The organism is Hoeflea sp. Naph1, assembly GCF_046837775.1.
Classification (GTDB): domain Bacteria; phylum Pseudomonadota; class Alphaproteobacteria; order Rhizobiales; family Rhizobiaceae; genus Hoeflea.
Genome location: NZ_CP177286.1, coordinates 320,771 through 338,223, shown reverse-complemented (window position 1 = coordinate 338,223; position 17,453 = coordinate 320,771). Strand labels below are relative to the sequence as shown.

The following is a 17,453-nucleotide window of genomic DNA, read 5'->3' as shown; positions in this document are numbered from 1 at the left end:
CGCCCGCTTGCGATCTGTCTGATTGAGAAAGAACGGAAAAATCATCATGGCTACTGAAGTCCGCGTCCCGACCCTTGGCGAATCCGTCAGCGAAGCGACCATCGGCACCTGGTTGAAGAAGGTGGGCGATACCGTCAAGGTCGACGAGTCGCTGGTGGAACTGGAAACCGATAAGGTCTCCATCGAAGTCCCCTCACCGGTTTCCGGCACCCTGACCGAGATTGTCGCCAAGGATGGCGAAACGGTCGAGGTCAATGGTCTGCTGGCCAACATTACCGAAGGCGACGTTGCCGCCGCACCAGCCAAGGCTGAAGCAAAAGCCGAAGCTCCGGCCGCCAAGGCTGCGGCTCCGGCGGCGGCCAGCAAATCTGATACCGATATGCCGGCGGCACCATCAGCGCAGAAATTGATGGCCGAGAACAAGATCGACGCCGGCGATGTTGCCGGTTCGGGCAAGCGCGGCCAGGTGCTCAAGGGCGATGTGCTGGACGCCATCGGCAAGGGCTCTGCGGCTGCTCCCGTCGCTGCCGCACCGCGCTCGACTTCGTCTGCTGATGATGCGCCGCGCGAGGAGCGGGTGAAGATGACGCGTCTGCGCCAGACCATCGCCCGGCGTCTCAAGGAAGCACAGAACACCGCCGCGATGCTGACCACCTATAACGAGGTGGACATGAGCGCGGTGATGGAGATGCGCAAGAAGTACAAGGAATTGTTCGAGAAGAAGCACGGCGTCAAGCTCGGCTTCATGGGCTTCTTCACCAAGGCTGTGACCCATGCGCTGAAGGAAATCCCGGCAGTCAATGCCGAGATCGACGGCACCGATCTGATCTACAAGAACTACTGCCATGTCGGCGTTGCTGTCGGCACCGACAAGGGCCTGGTGGTTCCGGTGGTGCGCGACGCCGACCAGATGAGCATTGCCGAAGTCGAGAAGGAAATCGGCCGTCTGGGCCGCGCTGCACGCGATGGCGAATTGTCGATGGCCGACATGCAGGGCGGCACGTTCACCATTTCCAATGGTGGCGTCTACGGCTCGCTGATGTCCTCGCCGATCCTGAATTCGCCGCAGTCGGGTATCCTGGGCATGCACAAGATCCAGGAACGGCCGATGGCTGTGGGCGGCCAGGTTGTGATCCGGCCGATGATGTATCTGGCGCTTTCCTATGACCACCGGATTGTCGACGGCAAGGACGCTGTGACCTTCCTGGTGCGGGTCAAGGACAGCCTGGAAGATCCAGAACGGCTGGTGCTCGACCTTTAGGAGGTCGATCTGATGGCGGCGAGGCGCACCTGCCAGCCGGTTTTCATGCTGGTGGTCGCCGCTCTCAGCAGCGCGGCGACCGTGGCGGCGCAAGCTGCCTGTCCGCAGGCACTGGCGGTGTACAGTGCAGCCGATACGGGCGCGGAGATTGCCTTCTCCGGGCCGCTGGGCGAGGCCGACGGCATGCGCCATCGCTTTGCCATTAGTTTTGCCGGCAGCGGCGTGGTGATGGAAGGCGTGGTGATGATGGCGGGCGAGCCGGACCGGCCTTGGGGCATCATTTTGCATGAGTGCCCGCAAGGTGACGCGACCGGCGCCGAGATCGATGCCTGCACGGTGTGGCAGGGACCGATCTACGCCCTCGACGAGAGCGGCGGGGCTGGATGGCTGGCACTGTCGGGCGACGGGCAAGCGGCGGCGAGCCTGCTGCTGCCGGATTTTTCCGCCGCGGTGATGCAGTCGAAGGCCTGGCGGGAACAACGGATTATGCAGCTGCCGGGCGACGTCTATCGTCTCTCGGGCTGTCAGGAATAGGGTGATGCATGCCGGGCGGGGGTGGATTGAACGCACGCTTGCTTCCATAATCCCGGTCAAGGTGATGCGGCGCGGCGCGAGCCCGTCAAGGTGAATATGAGGGCTCTTTGCGCGAGCCCGGTTTCGATCAAAAGGAAAAGACCATGAGTTACGACGTCATCATCATCGGTTCCGGGCCTGGCGGTTATGTTTGCGCCATCAAGGCAGCACAGCTCGGTCTCAAGGTGGCCGTGGTGGAAAAGCGCGCGACGTTCGGTGGCACCTGCCTGAACATCGGCTGCATTCCGTCAAAGGCGCTGCTGCATGCCTCGGAGATGTTCCAGCATGCGGGGCACGGCATGGATGCACTGGGTGTCGAGCTTGAGGCACCGAAGCTCAATCTCGAAAAGATGATGGCGCACAAGGATGCGACGGTCAAATCCAACGTCGATGGTGTCGCCTACCTGTTCAAGAAGAACAAGATCGACAGTTTCATTGGCACCGGCAAGCTGCTGGGCGTAGGCAAGGTTTCGGTGACCGGCGAAGATGGCAAGTCGCAGGAGCTCGAAGGCAAGAACATTGTCATTGCCACTGGCTCCGATGTCGCCGGCATTCCCGGCGTCAAGGTCGACATCGACGAGAAGACCATCGTTTCATCCACCGGTGCGATTGCGCTGGACAAGGTGCCTGAGCATCTCATCGTTGTTGGCGGCGGCGTCATCGGGCTGGAAATGGGCTCGGTATGGGCGCGGCTCGGGGCCAAGGTGACGGTGATCGAATATCTCGACACGTTGCTCGGCGGCATGGATCGCGACGTTGCCAAGCAATTTCAGCGTATTCTCGCCAAGCAGGGCATGAGCTTCAAGCTCGGCGCCAAGGTGACTGGTGTGGAAAAATCCGGCAAGGGCGCCAAGGTTTCGTTCGAGCCGGTCAAGGGCGGCGATACCGAGACGATTGACGCCGATGTGGTGCTGATCGCTACCGGCCGCAAGCCCTATACCGAAGGGCTAGGGCTCGAGAGCGCCGGCGTTGTGCTTGATGAGCGCGGACGGGTGCGCACTGATGCGCACTACCAGACCAATGTGACCGGCGTGTACGCCATCGGCGACGTGATCGTCGGGCCTATGCTCGCCCACAAGGCCGAGGACGAAGGCGTGGCGCTGGCCGAGATCATGGCCGGTCAGGCCGGTCATGTGAATTATGGCGTCATCCCGGGGGTGGTCTATACCCAGCCAGAAGTGGCCGCGGTCGGCAAGACCGAGGAAGAACTCAAGGCCGAGGGTGTCAAATACAAGACCGGCAAGTTTCCGTTCTCGGCCAATGGGCGGGCGCGGGCAATGCTGGCCACCGACGGTTTCGTCAAGGTGTTGGCCGATGCCGAGACCGACCGCGTGCTGGGCGTCCACATCGTCGGCTTAGGCGCTGGGGAGATGATCCACGAGGCTGCGGTGTTGATGGAATTTGGCGGCTCATCCGAGGATCTCGGCCGCACCTGCCACGCCCACCCGACCATGTCGGAAGCGGTCAAGGAAGCTGCACTCGCCACCTTCTTCAAGCCAATACATCTGTAATAGCCAGGTGTCCGGCCACAAAAAGCACCTGTGGCGTTGAAAGCCCGTGAAATCCGGGTTTGCCTGCCGCATCCAGCGCTGCCGGATGCGGACTGGGCCGATTGCTTTGAATTGCTGACACCGAGATCCGGATTATCTGCGGAAACTGTCGCTCGTCAGGCATTCGAACGCATGCCCAAATGGGTTGGCGCACTGATGGTGCTGCGCAATCTCGTTGTCCGACCATTCGGCCTGAAGGGTGATCCGGGCGGCGCTGCGGCTTCGGTGGCGCGTGTCGGGTTCTTTCCGGTAATCAGCCGGAGCGACGCGGAGATGGTGCTTGGTTTTGATGATCGGCATCTCGATTTTCGGATTGTGGTGCTTGCCGAGCCATCCGGTGACGGTAAGACCCGCATCAGGATGATGACCCTGATCAGGCGGCACAATTTCCTTGGTCGCGCCTATCTGGCAGTGATCATGCCGTTCCACAAATTGATTGTGGCGAGTTCGCTGTCGCGTGTCGGCTGACCAGCAAGGATGGCCTTTTCCCGCACTACAAAAAGCCGTCCGGTTCGCGCCGGACGGCTTTTTGCCTGGGAGGGGCCGGGCCGAAGCCCGGCTTGAGGTTATCAGTTGTTCTGCGGGGCCGGTTCGACCGGTGCAGCGGCCGGGTCAGCCGGGGCGGTTTCGGTCGGAGCTGCGGGGACTGCCGGTGCCGGATCTACCGCTTCGGTGCCCGGAGCGCCAGCTTCGGGAGCGACCTGCAGGTTGATTTCAGCGTCGGTGTTGGCCGGTGCAGTTGCCGGGCCGCCGTCAGCGCTCCAGTAGACAAAGCCGCCGATGGCCAGCAACACGATCAGCACGAGGGCCGCAATCCAGCCCCCGGAACGGCCGGACTCGACCACGGTTGTTTCGCGGATATGCTCATTCGGTCGGGTATTGTCGACGGGACGATTATGGGGGGTGTATTCAACCATTTCGACATCTCCTTGGTCGGTTATAAGGCGCTAACGCCATGACCGGGAGATTGGTTCCGAAGTACTGAAGAAAAATGGAATCTAATTCTGGAGTTATGTTGAAGGCATTGGGTTGCTTGCTCGTGTGCCAATGCACATAAACTTACATTCTGTAACATTCCGTGTATCTTTTGAGATAATACATCAATTACATACGATAGAAGCTATTGTTGCTGTGTCAGTGTATATCCTGCTGCTTCCAGAAGCGATACCAGGCCTTGCTGGCCGGGCAAATGCAGTGCGCCGACGGCGATAAGCGCGTTGCCCTTGTCGAGAATCGGTGCGGCGCGTTCCGCCATCAGGCGGTTGCGAACCAGTACAATGCGTTCTTCGAACTCGGCATAGCCGCTCACATCCTCCCCGGCGTCGGCGGGACCGGCGGCCAGGATCGCCGGCATGATCAGCGCGATCTCGCCTTCAAGATACAGCTCGGTCATGGTGGTCATGATGTCGGGCATCAGGTCGGCCAGACGGATGGTCTCGACCAACCCGCGGACGTGAAACTCCATCGGCAAATCGGCCATCGCCTCGATCTGCTCGCCGATGCTTTCCAGTCCGAGCAGTTGCTTGCCAGCCTTCTTGGCGTCGTTGGCGATTTTCATGTCGAGGAATTCAGCGCCATCTGCCTTGCGGGCGATCTCGCAGGCGGGTTGCGCGACCAGACCGGCGATCATCCATGGCTTCATGCGGGAGACCAGCGCCAGCGGAATGCCACGGCGCGCCAGTTCGGCCTCGACGAGGTGGGCGTCTTCAGCGTTCAGCAGCGAGGTTAGCGTGGTGCCGTCGGTAAACATGGTGAGTTCCGGCTTCAGCATCATCGCGGCCTGGGCCTTGACCGGGTCGAGAATGTCGACTGTCTCAATGACGACCGTATCGACCGTGTCGAAAGCGGTGCGGGCGGCGTCGGGCATGCGGGTGACGCGCGGGTCGGTGACATGCATGGTGCCGAGCAGATAGGACGGCTCAAGGCCTGGCTTTTCAATCTTCCAGAACAGACCATGGCCATTGGGAACTGCGGCGGCTTCGGCCCGGGCCTTTGCCAGCGCCTCCGGGTTGGTGGTTGCCAGACGGGTGACAAGGTTTTCACCGCCGCACGAATCGGCGGTTTCGGCACGAACCTTGCCGCCGCCGAGCAGCAGCCCGGTTATGAGCAGCAGCAGCAGGATCAACGGCAGCGATGCGGCGATTGCGAAGACCAGCCGGGGGACCCGCACACACACCGCGTGCAGCTTGGAAATGACGGGCTGGTGTCGCATGGGCAGGCCATTCCTGTTGATTCAATCTTGCCATCCTAGCGCCGTGGCGGCGACAATTGGGTTAACCGGTCAGTCCGCCTGCAGACGTGGTGAATGCCAGGTTAACGACCGTCACGGGCAAACCTGCGCGGGCTTGTGCTTGCGGAATAGCGGGGCTGACAAAGGCCTCGTCGCTGGCGTCGGCGATCAACACAAAGTGGGGCCGGGTTTGTGGAATCAGGCGCGGGGATGGGCGCGGTCGTAGATCTCGATCAGCCGGCTGGTATCAACGCCGGTATAGACCTGGGTGGTCGACAGGCTGGCATGGCCGAGCAGTTCCTGGATGGTGCGCAGATCACCGCCACCGGCCAGCAGATGGGTGGCGAAGGAATGCCTGAGCGCGTGCGGCGTGGCGCTGTCGGGCAGGTCGAGCGCACCGCGCAGTCGTCGCATTTCTTTTTGCACGATGGCTGGCTGCAAGGGCCCGCCACGGGCGCCGCGAAACATCGGCGCGTCGGGCGCTGGCGCATAGGGGCACAGCTTGAGATAGGCGTCGACCGCCTGACGGGCGATCGGCAACAGCGGCACAAGCCGGGTCTTGTCGCCCTTGCCGGTGATTCGCAGGCTTTCGCCATCCTGCGGCAGATCGGCAATGGTTAGCGAAAGTGCTTCGGAGATGCGCAGGCCGCAACCGTAGAGCAGCGTCAGCACGGCGGCGTTGCGGGCGGCAATCCAGGGTTCGTCGGCAAGCTGAAGGTCGGTATCGACCACCCGGCAGGCATCGCGCGCATTGAGCGGTCTGGGCAGGGATTTTGGTTGTTTGGGGGCGCGCGTGGCGGCAGCGCCGGCGGCGTTGGCCAGTCCCTTGCGCTCAAGGTGCCTGAGAAACGAGCGGATGCCGGCAAGCCCGCGGCCCAGCGTTCTGGCGCCGGCGCCCTGTCGGCGGCGCACGGCCATGAAGGCGCGCAGGTCGAGCGGTTTGAGATCGGCGAGGTCGGCAATCTTTGGCGGCCCACCCAGATGCCAGGTCAGGAAACTCAAAAACTGCCGCAGGTCGCGCTCGTAAGCTTCGGCGGTTTTGGCTGAGAGCCGTCGCTCCTGAATCAGTTGCGCGAGCCAGTGCTGCTGTTCGTCAATTACGTCCGGGGCGGCGATAACCAGCGGTTGTTGCATGATGCACCCATGAGTATTCGCCTCCGCGATGTTGCGGAACTTGCAGCCGACTATTGCATTGAGGCCTTAGCGAGGGGTAAACGAAAGCGTTGGCGTGGTGTCATCGTGACATCACAATCGCTTGCCATAGGTTCTGCGACAGCGGAGTCCAGAGGGGTCGGTTCCATGGCGTATGTGGCAGATATATCTGACCGCTTACAGATTTTGGCCCATGGCCGCCCGGGCCACATCATCGATCAGCTGATCGGCGAGCGGGGTGGCCGTCTTGTCGCGCACCCGGCATGGCCGATGTTGCGCCCGCTGGTTTACGCGACCCTGAAATATGGTGCAGCCGTGCGCATGGCCGACGCGATTGCAGCGATGTCGGGCCATGAAGCCTTCAAATATCTCAGCGATCTGTTGCAACTTGATATCCAGTCGCAGGGCGCGCACCGGATTCCGCGCGAGGGCGGTTTTCTGCTGGTCGCCAACCATCCGACCGGGATCGCCGATGGCGTGGCGATGTTCGATTTTCTGACCCAGCATCGGCCGGACATGATGATCTTTGCCAACCGTGATGCAGTGCGGGTCAATCCCCGCTTTGAGGAAATCATCATCCCGGTGGAATGGCGCGACGACTTCAAGAGCCGCGACAAGACTCGCGAAACCCTGCAACTGACCAACCGTGCGGTTCAGAACGGCAAGGCGACGGTGCTGTTTCCATCGGGCCGGATCGCTTTCTGGAACGAGGGCAAGCTGACCGAACGTCCGTGGAAGGTGTCCGCCGTCACGCTGGCGCGGCGGCATGCGCTGCCGGTGGTTCCGGTGCATGTCTCGGCGCGCAATTCGGGGCTGTTTTACTGGCTGTCAAAACATTCGACCGAGCTGCGCGACATGACCGTGTTTCACGAGCTGCTGAACAAGAAAAACCAGACATTCCGCTTTACCGTCGGCGAGCCGATCATGCCGGAGGCGCTTGACGGCGATCCGAACGAAGCGGTGCGGGCGCTCGAATATCATACGGTGCACGGGCTTGCCGACAATCCCGATCGGGGTTTTGAGCCGGCGCCGAGAGATTGGTGCCAGGCCGCCTGAAAAGCGGCCCGGCACGGATAATGCAGGACTTGGCTACGTCTGCTCAGACGATCTTCTGACCGGTCTTTTTCCAATCAGCGAGAAAATTTTCGAGACCCTTGTCGGTGAGCGGGTGCTTGACCAGCGCCTTGATGGTGGATGCCGGGATGGTGGCCACATCTGCGCCGATCAGGGCTGCTTCACGGACATGGTTGACGGTGCGGATCGAGGCGGCGAGAATTTCGGTGTCGAAGCCGTAATTGTCGTAGATCTGGCGAATTTCGCGGATCAGATCCATGCCGTCCATGGCCATGTCGTCGAGCCGGCCGATAAAGGGCGAAATGAAGCTGGCGCCGGCCTTGGCGGCGAGCAGCGCCTGGTTGGCGGAGAAGCACAATGTCACATTGGTCTGGTGTCCATCGGAAACCAGCGCCCGGCAGGCCTTCAGACCATCCAGCGTCAACGGCAGCTTGATGCAGATGTTGTCGGCGATCTTGGCCAGCACCGCCGCCTCTTTCATCATCGCGTCATACTCGGTGGCGGTGACCTCGGCGGAGACCGGGCCGTCGACAATCGCACAAATTTCCTTGGTAACTTCCTGGATGTCGCGGCCGGACTTCATGATCAGCGACGGATTGGTGGTCACCCCATCGATCAGGCCCAGATCATTGAGCTCCTGGATCTCGTTGACGTCGGCGGTATCGACAAAGAATTTCATTTTCTTGCTCCAAAGCTTCAGCGGCGGGTTCGTACCGGCGCTTCAATGATATATCTGGGTTTCCTTTAGCCCAATGTGGGGGCAAGGTCACGCTACATGGACAAAGATTCGCGACAAATTGATGGTGGGTTGTTTCCGCGTAAAGTGGTTCCGGTGCTGCTGCCGATGCCTGCTGAGCGGGCCTATTCCTATGCGCTGCCCGAAGGGGTTGACGCTGTGCCGGGCCAGATCGTGCAGGTGCCGCTGGGCCCGCGGCTGGTTGCCGGGCTGGTATGGGACGGCCCCGCCGACGTGATCAATCCCGACAAGTTGCGCGAGATCGTCCAGGTGTTCGACTGTCCGCCGATCGTCGAGCCAATGCGGCGGTTTATCGACTGGGTATCGGCCTACACGCTGTCGCCGCCCGGGCTGGTGGCGCGGATGGCGCTGAGGGCGCCGGCGGCGTTCGATCCCGAGCCGATGATCAATGCGCTGCGGCTGACCGGTGGGCAACCCGAGCGGCTGACGGCAGCGCGGGAGCGGGTGCTGGCGCAGGCCGGTGACGGGCTGGCCTGGAGCAAGAGCGGCCTCGCCCACGCCGCCGGGGTGTCGCCCGGCGTGATCGACGGGCTTGCCGCGCAGGGCGTGTTCGAGGCGGTCAAGTTGCCGTCGCCGCCAGTGGTGGCTGCGCCCGATCCCGATTACAGCCCGGCGGAACTGGAGGTCGACCAAGTTGCTGCGGCCGATGCGCTGCGCGCCACGGTGGCCAAGGGTGGATTTGCGGCGACGCTTCTCGACGGCGTCACCGGGTCGGGCAAGACCGAAGTCTATTTCGAGGCAATCGCCGAAGCGATAAGACAGGGCCGACAGGTGCTGATCCTGCTGCCGGAGATCGCGTTGACCAGCGCATTCCTCGACCGGTTTCACGACCGGTTCGGGGCGCGGCCGGCGGAATGGCATTCGGAACTGGCGCCCAGAACACGCGAAAAGGTCTGGCGGCAGACCGCCGAGGGTCGGGTCAATGTGGTGGCCGGCGCGCGCTCGGCACTGTTCCTGCCGTTTTCCGATCTCGGCCTGATCATTGTCGATGAGGAGCACGACCCGGCCTACAAGCAAGAGGACCGGGTATTCTACAATGCCCGCGACATGGCGGTGGTCAGGGCCCGGCTCGCCGATATTCCGGTAGTGCTGGCCTCGGCGACGCCGTCGATCGAATCCCGCGTCAACGCCGCCCAGGGGCGCTACCATCACCTGGTGCTGTCGGGCCGCTACGCCGATGCCGGGTTGCCCGATCTCAAGCTGGTGGATTTAAGGCGGCATGCGCCGGCGCGCGGCGGCTTCCTGTCGCCGGTGCTGCTCAAGGCGATGGCCGAGACGCTGGAGCGTGGCGAGCAATCGCTGCTGTTTTTAAACAGGCGCGGTTATGCACCGCTGACCCTGTGCCGAGTGTGCGGGCACCGGTTCGAGTGTCCGCAATGCTCGTCCTGGCTGGTCGAGCACCGGTTTCGGGCGCAATTGCAATGCCACCATTGCGGCCACAACGAGCCGACGCCGCAGGCCTGCCCGTCATGTGGAACGCTGGACCATCTGGTTGCCTGCGGCCCAGGGATCGAACGGATCGCCGAGGAAGCCGACAAGCATTTTCCCAAGGCGCGCACCATCGTTCTGTCATCGGATATGGCAGGTGGTACACGGCGGCTCAGGATCGAGCTCGAAGCGATTGCCAAGGGTGAGGCGGATATTGTCATCGGCACGCAGCTGGTGGCAAAGGGGCACAATTTTCCGCTGATGACGCTAGTTGGCGTGGTCGACGCCGATCTGGGGCTGTCAAACGGTGACCCGCGAGCGGCTGAACGTACCTATCAGCTGCTCTCCCAGGTGACGGGTCGGGCCGGGCGGTCGGGGCGCAAGAGTCACGGCCTGATCCAGACGTTTCAACCGCAGCACCCGGTGATGCAGGCCTTGGCGTCGGGCGATCCGGAGGCGTTCTACGAACGCGAGACCGAGGAACGGCGGCTGGCGGTGCTGCCGCCATTCGGGCGGCTCGCCTCGGTGATCATTTCGGCGGCGACACGGCCTGAGGCAGAGAGCCATGCACGGGCCTTGCGCGGCTGTGCGCCATCGTCCTCGGGAATCATGGTGCTCGGCCCGGCGGAAGCGCCGTTGGCGCTGATTCGCGGTCGCTACCGTTTCAGGCTGCTGGTGCATGGCGCGCGCGGCAACGACATGCAGGCATTCCTGAAACAGATGCTGGTCAAGGGCCCGAAGCCACGCGGCTCGGTGCAGGTTCAGGTCGATATCGATCCGCAAAGTTTTCTGTAAGGGTGGGAATTGATCGATACCGGAAATTAGTTTCGGGGCGGGCTATGTAATCCAGTCTGATCGCCATTTTCAGAATTGGATTACGGTCTCATCCGTCCACCTTGCCCTAACATCGTGCACGGCATCCTCAGGCCTCCGCCAGATTAGGCTTGTTCTTGAAATACGACAAAAACGCTTCAAGAAGATGCGCCATTAGAAGTGTCATGCCGACATGTCCGATGAACGACGACTGTGTGTATGTTCCAAAGTCCATCATGAAACTACGTCCGATAAAGGGCGCCAGAATGCCCTGGGCAACGAACCACAGTATAAGGCCTGACACGAAACCGGTCAGCCAGATCCGTGAGGGCATGAACAAACGGGTCAGATAAACGAAGAGGCCAAATCCTAGCGACCCAATCATAAAATGAATTGGAAATGCCACGGCATGTGAAATCTGTGCGCCAGTTAATTTCGCCGTCAAAGCAATGACCAGATTGGATGGTTGCAAAATAACGTTGAAGATGAGTGGCGAAATGAACCATGCATAAATTTCAAAGACTCCCTCTCCAATCAGGCCGGCAAGGATGATCGATAGAGCAATTTGCCGTCGAGAGAGCGAGTAAAAGAATGTCATTATGTTCTTTCTGCGTGAGATTACGTTTCGGTCGCCACTCCGTATGACCGAACCAAAGCGCGATCAATTAACGTTTGATCACGCTGGATCTCTTTAATGAGAGAACAGCAATTGACTGCATGATCTGCTGAGCATTCCTCAGCGCTGCGATGGTCTGAAATTGGCTCGTCAGACGACACCGAAATGTGAGACGAGTTGCGGTTCGCGCTAATACGGAAATGATGACCTTGCCGGCTGCGCCTACATTGGCAGGCGATGCAACAAACGTTTGCTCCCTGCCAAAACAGGTCTACAGGGAGCTGAGGCTAATGCCGATGCTTTATTTGAAGGCCAGAAACCTTTCAGGAGTCCCGAGCCAGCGCCATCACGCATGCCGCTCCCGGATTCCCCAGTTGATGCGTGCCCAGATCCGCTCGTGAACGAAAAAGAAGGCAAGGCCGCTGGCTGCGGTGGAGAGGGCGAAGGACAGCGCGGTAATGACGGACCCCGTGTAACCCCACGCCAGCGCACCGGTTACAACAAGTCCGAGGATCTGCCAGGTGATTGCTTTTGCGATGGTTCTGAGGGTCGTTTCCATGGTTTCTCCTGTAGTCGATGCTGCGACAGAGCCTTTTTACTCCGTTCGCGCATTCGCCGGAATTCTGTATCTTTGCAGCAAAAATGCGCGTTTGTTGATTAAATTCATCAACCGTGTGAATATGCAGCAATGCACAAAAATGAGCGTTCCGAACTTTTTCGCACCCGGCTGGCTGCCCGGTTGGCCCTGACCGGGATGAGCCGCAGCGCGCTGGCGCGGGGGACCGGGGTCGATCGCTCGACCATTGCGCAATTGCTGGCCAGCGACGAGGTGCGGCTGCCGAATGCGCATCTGGCGGCGGAATGTGCCGAGGCTCTGGGCGTCAGTGCGGACTGGCTTTTGGGATTGTCGGACCGGCCAGAGACGGCGGCGGAAGTTCTGTCGGCGAATTTCCGCATGGAAACGGCGCAGCGGACGCCGGCGGACGAGCAGATCATCGCCTGGCACCAGGAGGCCGCCGGACACAAGATCCGGCATGTGCCGGCGATGCTTCCCGATATTCTGAAGACCGAAGCGGTGCTGGAATGGGAATATGCCGCCTTCCTCGACAAGACACCGGAGCAGGCGCGCGGCGCCATGCACGAAACCACCGAGTGGTTGCGCGCGCCCGGCTCGGACTATGAAATCTGTGTCTCGATCGACAAGGTGAAGTCGCTGGCGCGTGGTCACGGCTACTGGGAAGGACTCGATCGCGATGTCCGGGCCGAGCAGATCGCGTTCATGGCAGACGGCTGCGCCCGGCTGTACCCGTCGCTGAGGCTCTATCTTTACGATTCGAAGAAGGTGTTTTCGGCGCCGGTGTCCATTTTCGGACGGTTGTTGGCGGCCGTCTATGTCGGGCAGTTCTACCTGGTGTACCGCGACAGCAAGCAGGTCAGTGCGCTGACGCAGCATTTCGACACGCTGGTGCGTGAATCGGAAGTCGAGGCACGCAATGCCGGAAAAATCATTCGCGAGATTTTCGAGCAGGCGCAGGGTTGAGAGTTCGCTGTGTTGGCCTGGTTGCATTGATGAGGCAGATCGTTAGCTTCAACGGGCATTAAACCCGGATCAGGAGGGGCAACATGAAAGCATTGACGCTTACAGCATTGGCAGCATTGATGGCCGGCACCGCCGTGGCCCAGGAAAGCGGCCCGCGAATCGGCGATATCGTCTGGCCGGATATTGAAAGCTATTGCTCGTTCATGCGCGCCGGCCACATTTTCGACTACAATGACCCGTCATCCTGGCGCTGGGTGCTGTTTACCAATTTCCCGGTCGATGAGACCGACACGATCGAGACGCCGTTCATGCGTATCGATGATCAGCTGCGGCAACTGGCGCAAATCGACATGCAGGAAATCGACGGCGGCGTGGTTCGTATCTACCGCAGCCATGACGCCAACCCCTATCGGGTTGAATTGACCATGATCGATGGCGAGCAGGGCAGCGAATCGGCCGGCTATTCGGGCACCATCATGGTTAGCCGTTCGGGAACCAGCAGCGAAATTGCCTATGAGGGCGATTGCGGCGCCTGAGGGGCCAACAGCTGCTAAACAATGCGGCCCGGGCAGGGATGCCGGACAGGCTTCCGGTCGAGCGGGCTTGGCTTTTTGACAGGCACCGCCGGGAGGTGCATGTCTTGCTCTTTCTGCAACGAGACCATCATCTTGGATCATATTCTTCCGAACCGGCCCGCGCGACACGACGTTGACCGCGAGGCAATGCCGCCTGTGGCGATGGTTCTGGCGCTTGGCACCTTTATGGGCTTTGCGCTGCTCGACACCACGGCGAAGTATCTTGTCACCATCGGTTATGCGGCGGTGTTCGTGGTCTGGTGCCGGTTTGCCGGGCACACGCTGCTCTCCCTTATCGTCTTTCAGGGCTGGCGGCGGAAGGATCTGTACCGGATGCACAATCCCGGCTTGCAGATTCTGCGAGCCGTGCTGCTGCCGGCTACCACCCTTTTCAACTTCCTGGCGCTGCGCGATCTGCAACTGGCGCAGACGGTGACCATCTTTCTCGCCGGCCCGATGCTGGTTACGGCGCTGGCCGGGCCGATGCTTGGCGAATGGGCCGGACCGCGCCGCTGGGCGGCGATCATCGTCGGCTTTGTCGGGGTGCTGATCGTGGTGCGGCCGGGGTCGGACGTGTTCCAGTTGCCGATTCTCTGGTCTGTTGCGACGGTGCTTACCTATGCCGTCTACTCGATCCTGACGCGCAAGCTGGTGGCGCGCGAGACCCCGTCTAGCATGGTGTTCTATTCGGGCATCATCGGAACCGTCTTGCTGGCGCCGTCGGCGTTTTATGCCACAACCATGCCGCAGGGCTGGCTGGAGATCGTGTTGCTCGCCAGCCTCGGCCTATTCGGCGCAGGCGGCCATCTGCTGCTGGTGCGCGCCAGCGGGCTGGCCAGTGCCTCGAAAGTGGCGCCCTTCGTCTACAGCCAGCTGTTGTGGATGACCCTGTTCGGGTTTGTCGTATTCGGCGACATTCCCGATGGCTGGACAGTTGTGGGGGCGGTGATCATCTGCCTGAGCGGGCTTTACATCATGAACCGCGAACGCCGAATCGCACGGCGAGAACGGCTTGTCGCCGCCGCACGCTGATGCCAATGGGTATGCCGCCATGGCTTTGGTCGTCCGTCAGGCCGTGGTAAAGCGTCGCACAGGAACATTGCCCGACCGTCTGGTTGGGCCCGGCAGATTGGAGATGCCCGCATGATCGAATTCTACTGGCCGACAACGCAAGGCGAATGGCTGGCCTGGTCGTCGGCTTTGGTAACGCTCGGCTTTGGCCTGTTGTTGATGTTTGCGCCACGGCTGTCGCTCAGAATTCTGCGGTTGCAAACCGCGCCCGACCATTCCGAAGCGGTGTCGGAAGCGCGTGCCACCATGGCCGGGTTCTACCTCGGCGTGGCGATCTGCGCGATGCTGTTCGCCCAACCGCTGATCTATCTGGCGCTGGGCGCCGGGTGGGCTTTTACCGCATTTGGGCGAATCATTTCGATGTTGTCGGACCGCGGGATGACGCTCTACAATTTCATTTCGGTGGTAATCGAGGCAATGCTTGCCGCACTGCCATTGCTTTACGGACTCGGCATAATCTGACCCGAAACCGCCGGTCTTCCGCCGTCTGATCTCCGAAAGAAGGTACAATTCATCCCAAAGCAGGAGTGTTAAGCCGCGCCCGGCGTGTTGCGAGTCCTGACACACTATGCTAGACGGACCGCGCATTTCGGGAAAAACAGGCTTTCGAGCTTGAGAGGCCCGAAAATTACCGAAACAAAATCAAAGGCTTGCCTTTCCGGATTCCGGCAGAGCGCAAGCACTTGGATGCCAACGAGAGACAATCCCGCCCGTGGCCGACAACTCCCAGTTTATTTCCGGTGTCGCCGAACGGTATGCCTCCTCGCTTTACGAGCTGGCCGCCCAAGCCAAATCGGTTGACGCCGTGGCGAAGGACCTTGACCGTTTTCAGGCTTTGATTGACGGCAGCGCCGACTTGCAGCGCCTCGTCAAAAGCCCAGTCTTTTCTGCCGAGGATCAAAGCCGTGCGATTACCGCGCTGATCGCCAAGGCCGGAATTTCCGGTTTGGCCGGCAATTTCCTGCAGGTGGTCGCTCGCAACCGCCGGCTCTTCGCCGTTCCTGAAATTGTCCGTTCCTATCACGAGACAGTTGCCCGGGAACGCGGCGAGGTGACCGCCGATGTGGCAACCGCGCACGCCTTGTCGGCTGCGCAGGAAAAAGAACTCAAGGCCGCGCTTTCGGGCGTGACCGGGAAAACCGTGACGCTTGACGTCACTGTTGATTCGTCGTTGCTGGGCGGCCTGATCGTCAAGATTGGCTCACGCCAGGTCGACACATCGCTTCGCACAAAACTTTCCACCCTTAAGCATGCACTGAAAGAGGTTGGCTGATGGATATCCGCGCCGCGGAAATTTCCGCAATTCTCAAAGACCAGATCACTAATTTCGGCAAGGAAGCCGAAGTATCGGAAGTCGGCCAAGTGCTTTCCGTCGGTGATGGTATTGCCCGTGTCTACGGTCTCGACAATGTCCAGGCCGGTGAAATGGTCGAATTCCCAGGCGGCATTCGCGGCATGGCGCTCAACCTTGAAGCCGACAATGTCGGCATCGTGATTTTCGGTTCCGACCGGGACATCAAGGAAGGCGACATCGTCAAGCGGACCGGCGCCATCGTCGACGTGCCGGTTGGCCCGGAACTGCTCGGCCGCGTTGTTGACGCGCTCGGCAATCCGATCGACGGCAAGGGCCCGATCAAGAGCAAGCTTCGCTCGCGGGTGGACGTCAAGGCGCCGGGCATCATGCCGCGCAAGTCGGTGCATGAGCCGATGTCGACCGGCCTGAAAGCCATCGATGCGCTGATCCCGATCGGCCGTGGCCAGCGCGAGTTGGTGATCGGTGACCGTCAGACCGGCAAGACCGCGATCATTCTCGATACCTTCCTCAACCAGCGGCCGATCCACGAGAACGGCCCCGAGGCTGAAAAGCTCTACTGCGTCTATGTCGCGGTCGGCCAGAAGCGCTCGACGGTTGCCCAGTTCGTCAAGGTCCTCGAAGACCGCGGCGCGCTGAAATACTCGATCATCATCGCCGCTACCGCATCCGATGCGGCACCGATGCAGTTCCTGGCGCCGTTCGCCGGCTGTGCGATGGGTGAATATTTCCGTGACAACGGCATGCATGCGCTGATCGCCTATGACGATCTGTCCAAGCAGGCTGTGGCCTACCGCCAGATTTCGCTGCTGCTGCGCCGTCCGCCCGGCCGCGAAGCCTATCCGGGCGACGTTTTCTACCTGCACTCGCGTCTGCTCGAGCGCTCCGCCAAGCTCAATGAAGCCAATGGTGGTGGTTCGCTGACCGCGCTGCCGGTGATCGAAACACAGGCCAACGACGTGTCGGCCTACATTCCGACCAACGTGATCTCGATCACCGACGGTCAGATCTTCCTTGAAACCGATCTGTTCTTCCAGGGTATCCGCCCGGCCGTGAACGTCGGTCTGTCGGTGTCCCGCGTGGGATCGGCGGCTCAGGTCAAGGCGATGAAGCAGGTTGCCGGTTCGATCAAGGGCGAGCTTGCGCAGTACCGCGAAATGGCGGCCTTTGCGCAGTTCGGTTCAGACCTCGACGCCGCCACCCAGCGCTTGCTGAACCGCGGCGCGCGTCTGACAGAGTTGCTCAAGCAGCCGCAGTTCTCGCCGCTCAAGACCGAAGAACAGGTCGCGGTGATCTATGCTGGTGTGAACGGGTATCTCGACAAGATCGCTGTCGGCGATGTCAATCGGTTCGAACACGGCCTGCTGGCGCATATGCGCAGCGAAGGCAAAGACGTGCTTGAGGCGATCCGCAAGGAGAAGGCTCTCAGCGACGATCTCAAGTCGCAGCTGAAGGCCGCCATCGACACTTACGCCAAAAACTTTGCCTAACGGCAAGAGAC

Annotated in this window: 18 protein-coding genes; 12 read left to right on the top strand and 6 right to left on the bottom strand. The window is 60.9% G+C overall.

Going from position 1 to position 17,453, the window contains the following annotated elements:
- Positions 1-46: 46 nt before the first annotated feature.
- From odhB to ACK6D9_RS01575, 4 genes are all read left to right on the top strand, one after another.
- The gene (gene odhB / locus ACK6D9_RS01590; RefSeq protein WP_412050392.1) at positions 47-1,261 is read left to right on the top strand and encodes a 2-oxoglutarate dehydrogenase complex dihydrolipoyllysine-residue succinyltransferase; all 1,215 of its coding nucleotides are present in this window, start codon (positions 47-49) and stop codon (positions 1,259-1,261) included.
- A 12-nt stretch (positions 1,262-1,273) separates the two neighbouring features.
- Positions 1,274-1,795 (top strand): hypothetical protein, encoded by a 522-nt coding sequence (locus ACK6D9_RS01585; protein WP_412050391.1) that lies wholly within the window; start codon positions 1,274-1,276, stop codon positions 1,793-1,795.
- Positions 1,796-1,902: 107 nt separating this feature from the next.
- Entirely contained in the window at positions 1,903-3,345 is a 1,443-nt protein-coding gene (gene lpdA / locus ACK6D9_RS01580; protein ID WP_412050390.1) for a dihydrolipoyl dehydrogenase, read from the top strand.
- Between the two features lie 30 nt (positions 3,346-3,375).
- Entirely contained in the window at positions 3,376-3,852 is a 477-nt protein-coding gene (locus tag ACK6D9_RS01575; protein WP_412050389.1) for a DUF2867 domain-containing protein, read from the top strand.
- A 101-nt stretch (positions 3,853-3,953) separates the two neighbouring features.
- Here the strand turns inward: ACK6D9_RS01575 and ACK6D9_RS01570 are convergent, their stop codons facing one another.
- The 3 genes from ACK6D9_RS01570 to ACK6D9_RS01560 all read right to left on the bottom strand — a co-directional run bounded on the left by ACK6D9_RS01570 (position 3,954) and on the right by ACK6D9_RS01560 (position 6,748).
- Positions 3,954-4,301 carry a hypothetical protein gene (locus ACK6D9_RS01570; RefSeq protein WP_412050388.1) on the bottom strand — a complete coding sequence of 116 codons (348 nt, stop codon included), beginning with the start codon at positions 4,299-4,301 and terminating at the stop codon, positions 3,954-3,956.
- 203 nt (positions 4,302-4,504) lie between these two features.
- Positions 4,505-5,596 carry a TraB/GumN family protein gene (locus ACK6D9_RS01565; protein ID WP_412050387.1) on the bottom strand — a complete coding sequence of 364 codons (1,092 nt, stop codon included), beginning with the start codon at positions 5,594-5,596 and terminating at the stop codon, positions 4,505-4,507.
- 216 nt (positions 5,597-5,812) lie between these two features.
- Entirely contained in the window at positions 5,813-6,748 is a 936-nt protein-coding gene (locus tag ACK6D9_RS01560) for a tyrosine recombinase XerC (RefSeq protein ID WP_412050386.1), read from the bottom strand.
- A 165-nt stretch (positions 6,749-6,913) separates the two neighbouring features.
- Here ACK6D9_RS01560 and ACK6D9_RS01555 point away from each other — a divergent pair, with 165 nt between their 5' ends.
- Positions 6,914-7,822 (top strand): 1-acyl-sn-glycerol-3-phosphate acyltransferase, encoded by a 909-nt coding sequence (locus ACK6D9_RS01555; RefSeq protein WP_412050385.1) that lies wholly within the window; start codon positions 6,914-6,916, stop codon positions 7,820-7,822.
- 43 nt (positions 7,823-7,865) lie between these two features.
- Here the strand turns inward: ACK6D9_RS01555 and fsa are convergent, their stop codons facing one another.
- Entirely contained in the window at positions 7,866-8,519 is a 654-nt protein-coding gene (gene fsa, locus ACK6D9_RS01550) for a fructose-6-phosphate aldolase (RefSeq protein ID WP_267654404.1), read from the bottom strand.
- Positions 8,520-8,615: 96 nt separating this feature from the next.
- Here fsa and ACK6D9_RS01545 point away from each other — a divergent pair, with 96 nt between their 5' ends.
- Positions 8,616-10,820 (top strand): primosomal protein N', encoded by a 2,205-nt coding sequence (locus ACK6D9_RS01545; RefSeq protein WP_412050384.1) that lies wholly within the window; start codon positions 8,616-8,618, stop codon positions 10,818-10,820.
- A 127-nt stretch (positions 10,821-10,947) separates the two neighbouring features.
- Here ACK6D9_RS01545 and ACK6D9_RS01540 read toward each other — a convergent pair whose 3' ends face one another.
- A complete protein-coding gene (locus ACK6D9_RS01540) occupies positions 10,948-11,436 on the bottom strand; it encodes a hypothetical protein (protein WP_412050383.1) in 489 nt (162 codons plus the stop codon).
- Between the two features lie 364 nt (positions 11,437-11,800).
- Positions 11,801-12,013: a DUF2061 domain-containing protein gene (locus ACK6D9_RS01535; protein ID WP_412050382.1), complete on the bottom strand. Its 213-nt coding sequence runs from the start codon at positions 12,011-12,013 to the stop codon at positions 11,801-11,803.
- 129 nt (positions 12,014-12,142) lie between these two features.
- Here ACK6D9_RS01535 and ACK6D9_RS01530 point away from each other — a divergent pair, with 129 nt between their 5' ends.
- The 6 genes from ACK6D9_RS01530 (at position 12,143) to atpA (ending at position 17,442) form a co-directional block, all read left to right on the top strand.
- Positions 12,143-12,994, top strand: coding sequence for a helix-turn-helix domain-containing protein (locus ACK6D9_RS01530; RefSeq protein ID WP_412050381.1), 852 nt, complete (start codon positions 12,143-12,145; stop codon positions 12,992-12,994).
- A gap of 83 nt (positions 12,995-13,077) precedes the next feature.
- On the top strand, positions 13,078-13,530 hold the full coding sequence (locus ACK6D9_RS01525; RefSeq protein WP_412050380.1) for a hypothetical protein: 453 nt from the start codon (positions 13,078-13,080) through the stop codon (positions 13,528-13,530).
- Positions 13,531-13,662: 132 nt separating this feature from the next.
- Positions 13,663-14,601 (top strand): DMT family transporter, encoded by a 939-nt coding sequence (locus ACK6D9_RS01520; RefSeq protein ID WP_322988025.1) that lies wholly within the window; start codon positions 13,663-13,665, stop codon positions 14,599-14,601.
- Between the two features lie 111 nt (positions 14,602-14,712).
- Entirely contained in the window at positions 14,713-15,102 is a 390-nt protein-coding gene (locus ACK6D9_RS01515) for a DUF4345 family protein (protein ID WP_412050379.1), read from the top strand.
- Between the two features lie 250 nt (positions 15,103-15,352).
- A complete protein-coding gene (locus tag ACK6D9_RS01510; protein WP_322988027.1) occupies positions 15,353-15,913 on the top strand; it encodes a F0F1 ATP synthase subunit delta in 561 nt (186 codons plus the stop codon).
- Positions 15,913-17,442, top strand: coding sequence for a F0F1 ATP synthase subunit alpha (atpA, locus tag ACK6D9_RS01505; RefSeq protein ID WP_412050378.1), 1,530 nt, complete (start codon positions 15,913-15,915; stop codon positions 17,440-17,442). The genes ACK6D9_RS01510 and atpA overlap by 1 nt, the downstream gene beginning before the upstream one ends.
- The last annotated feature ends 11 nt before the right edge of the window (positions 17,443-17,453 follow it).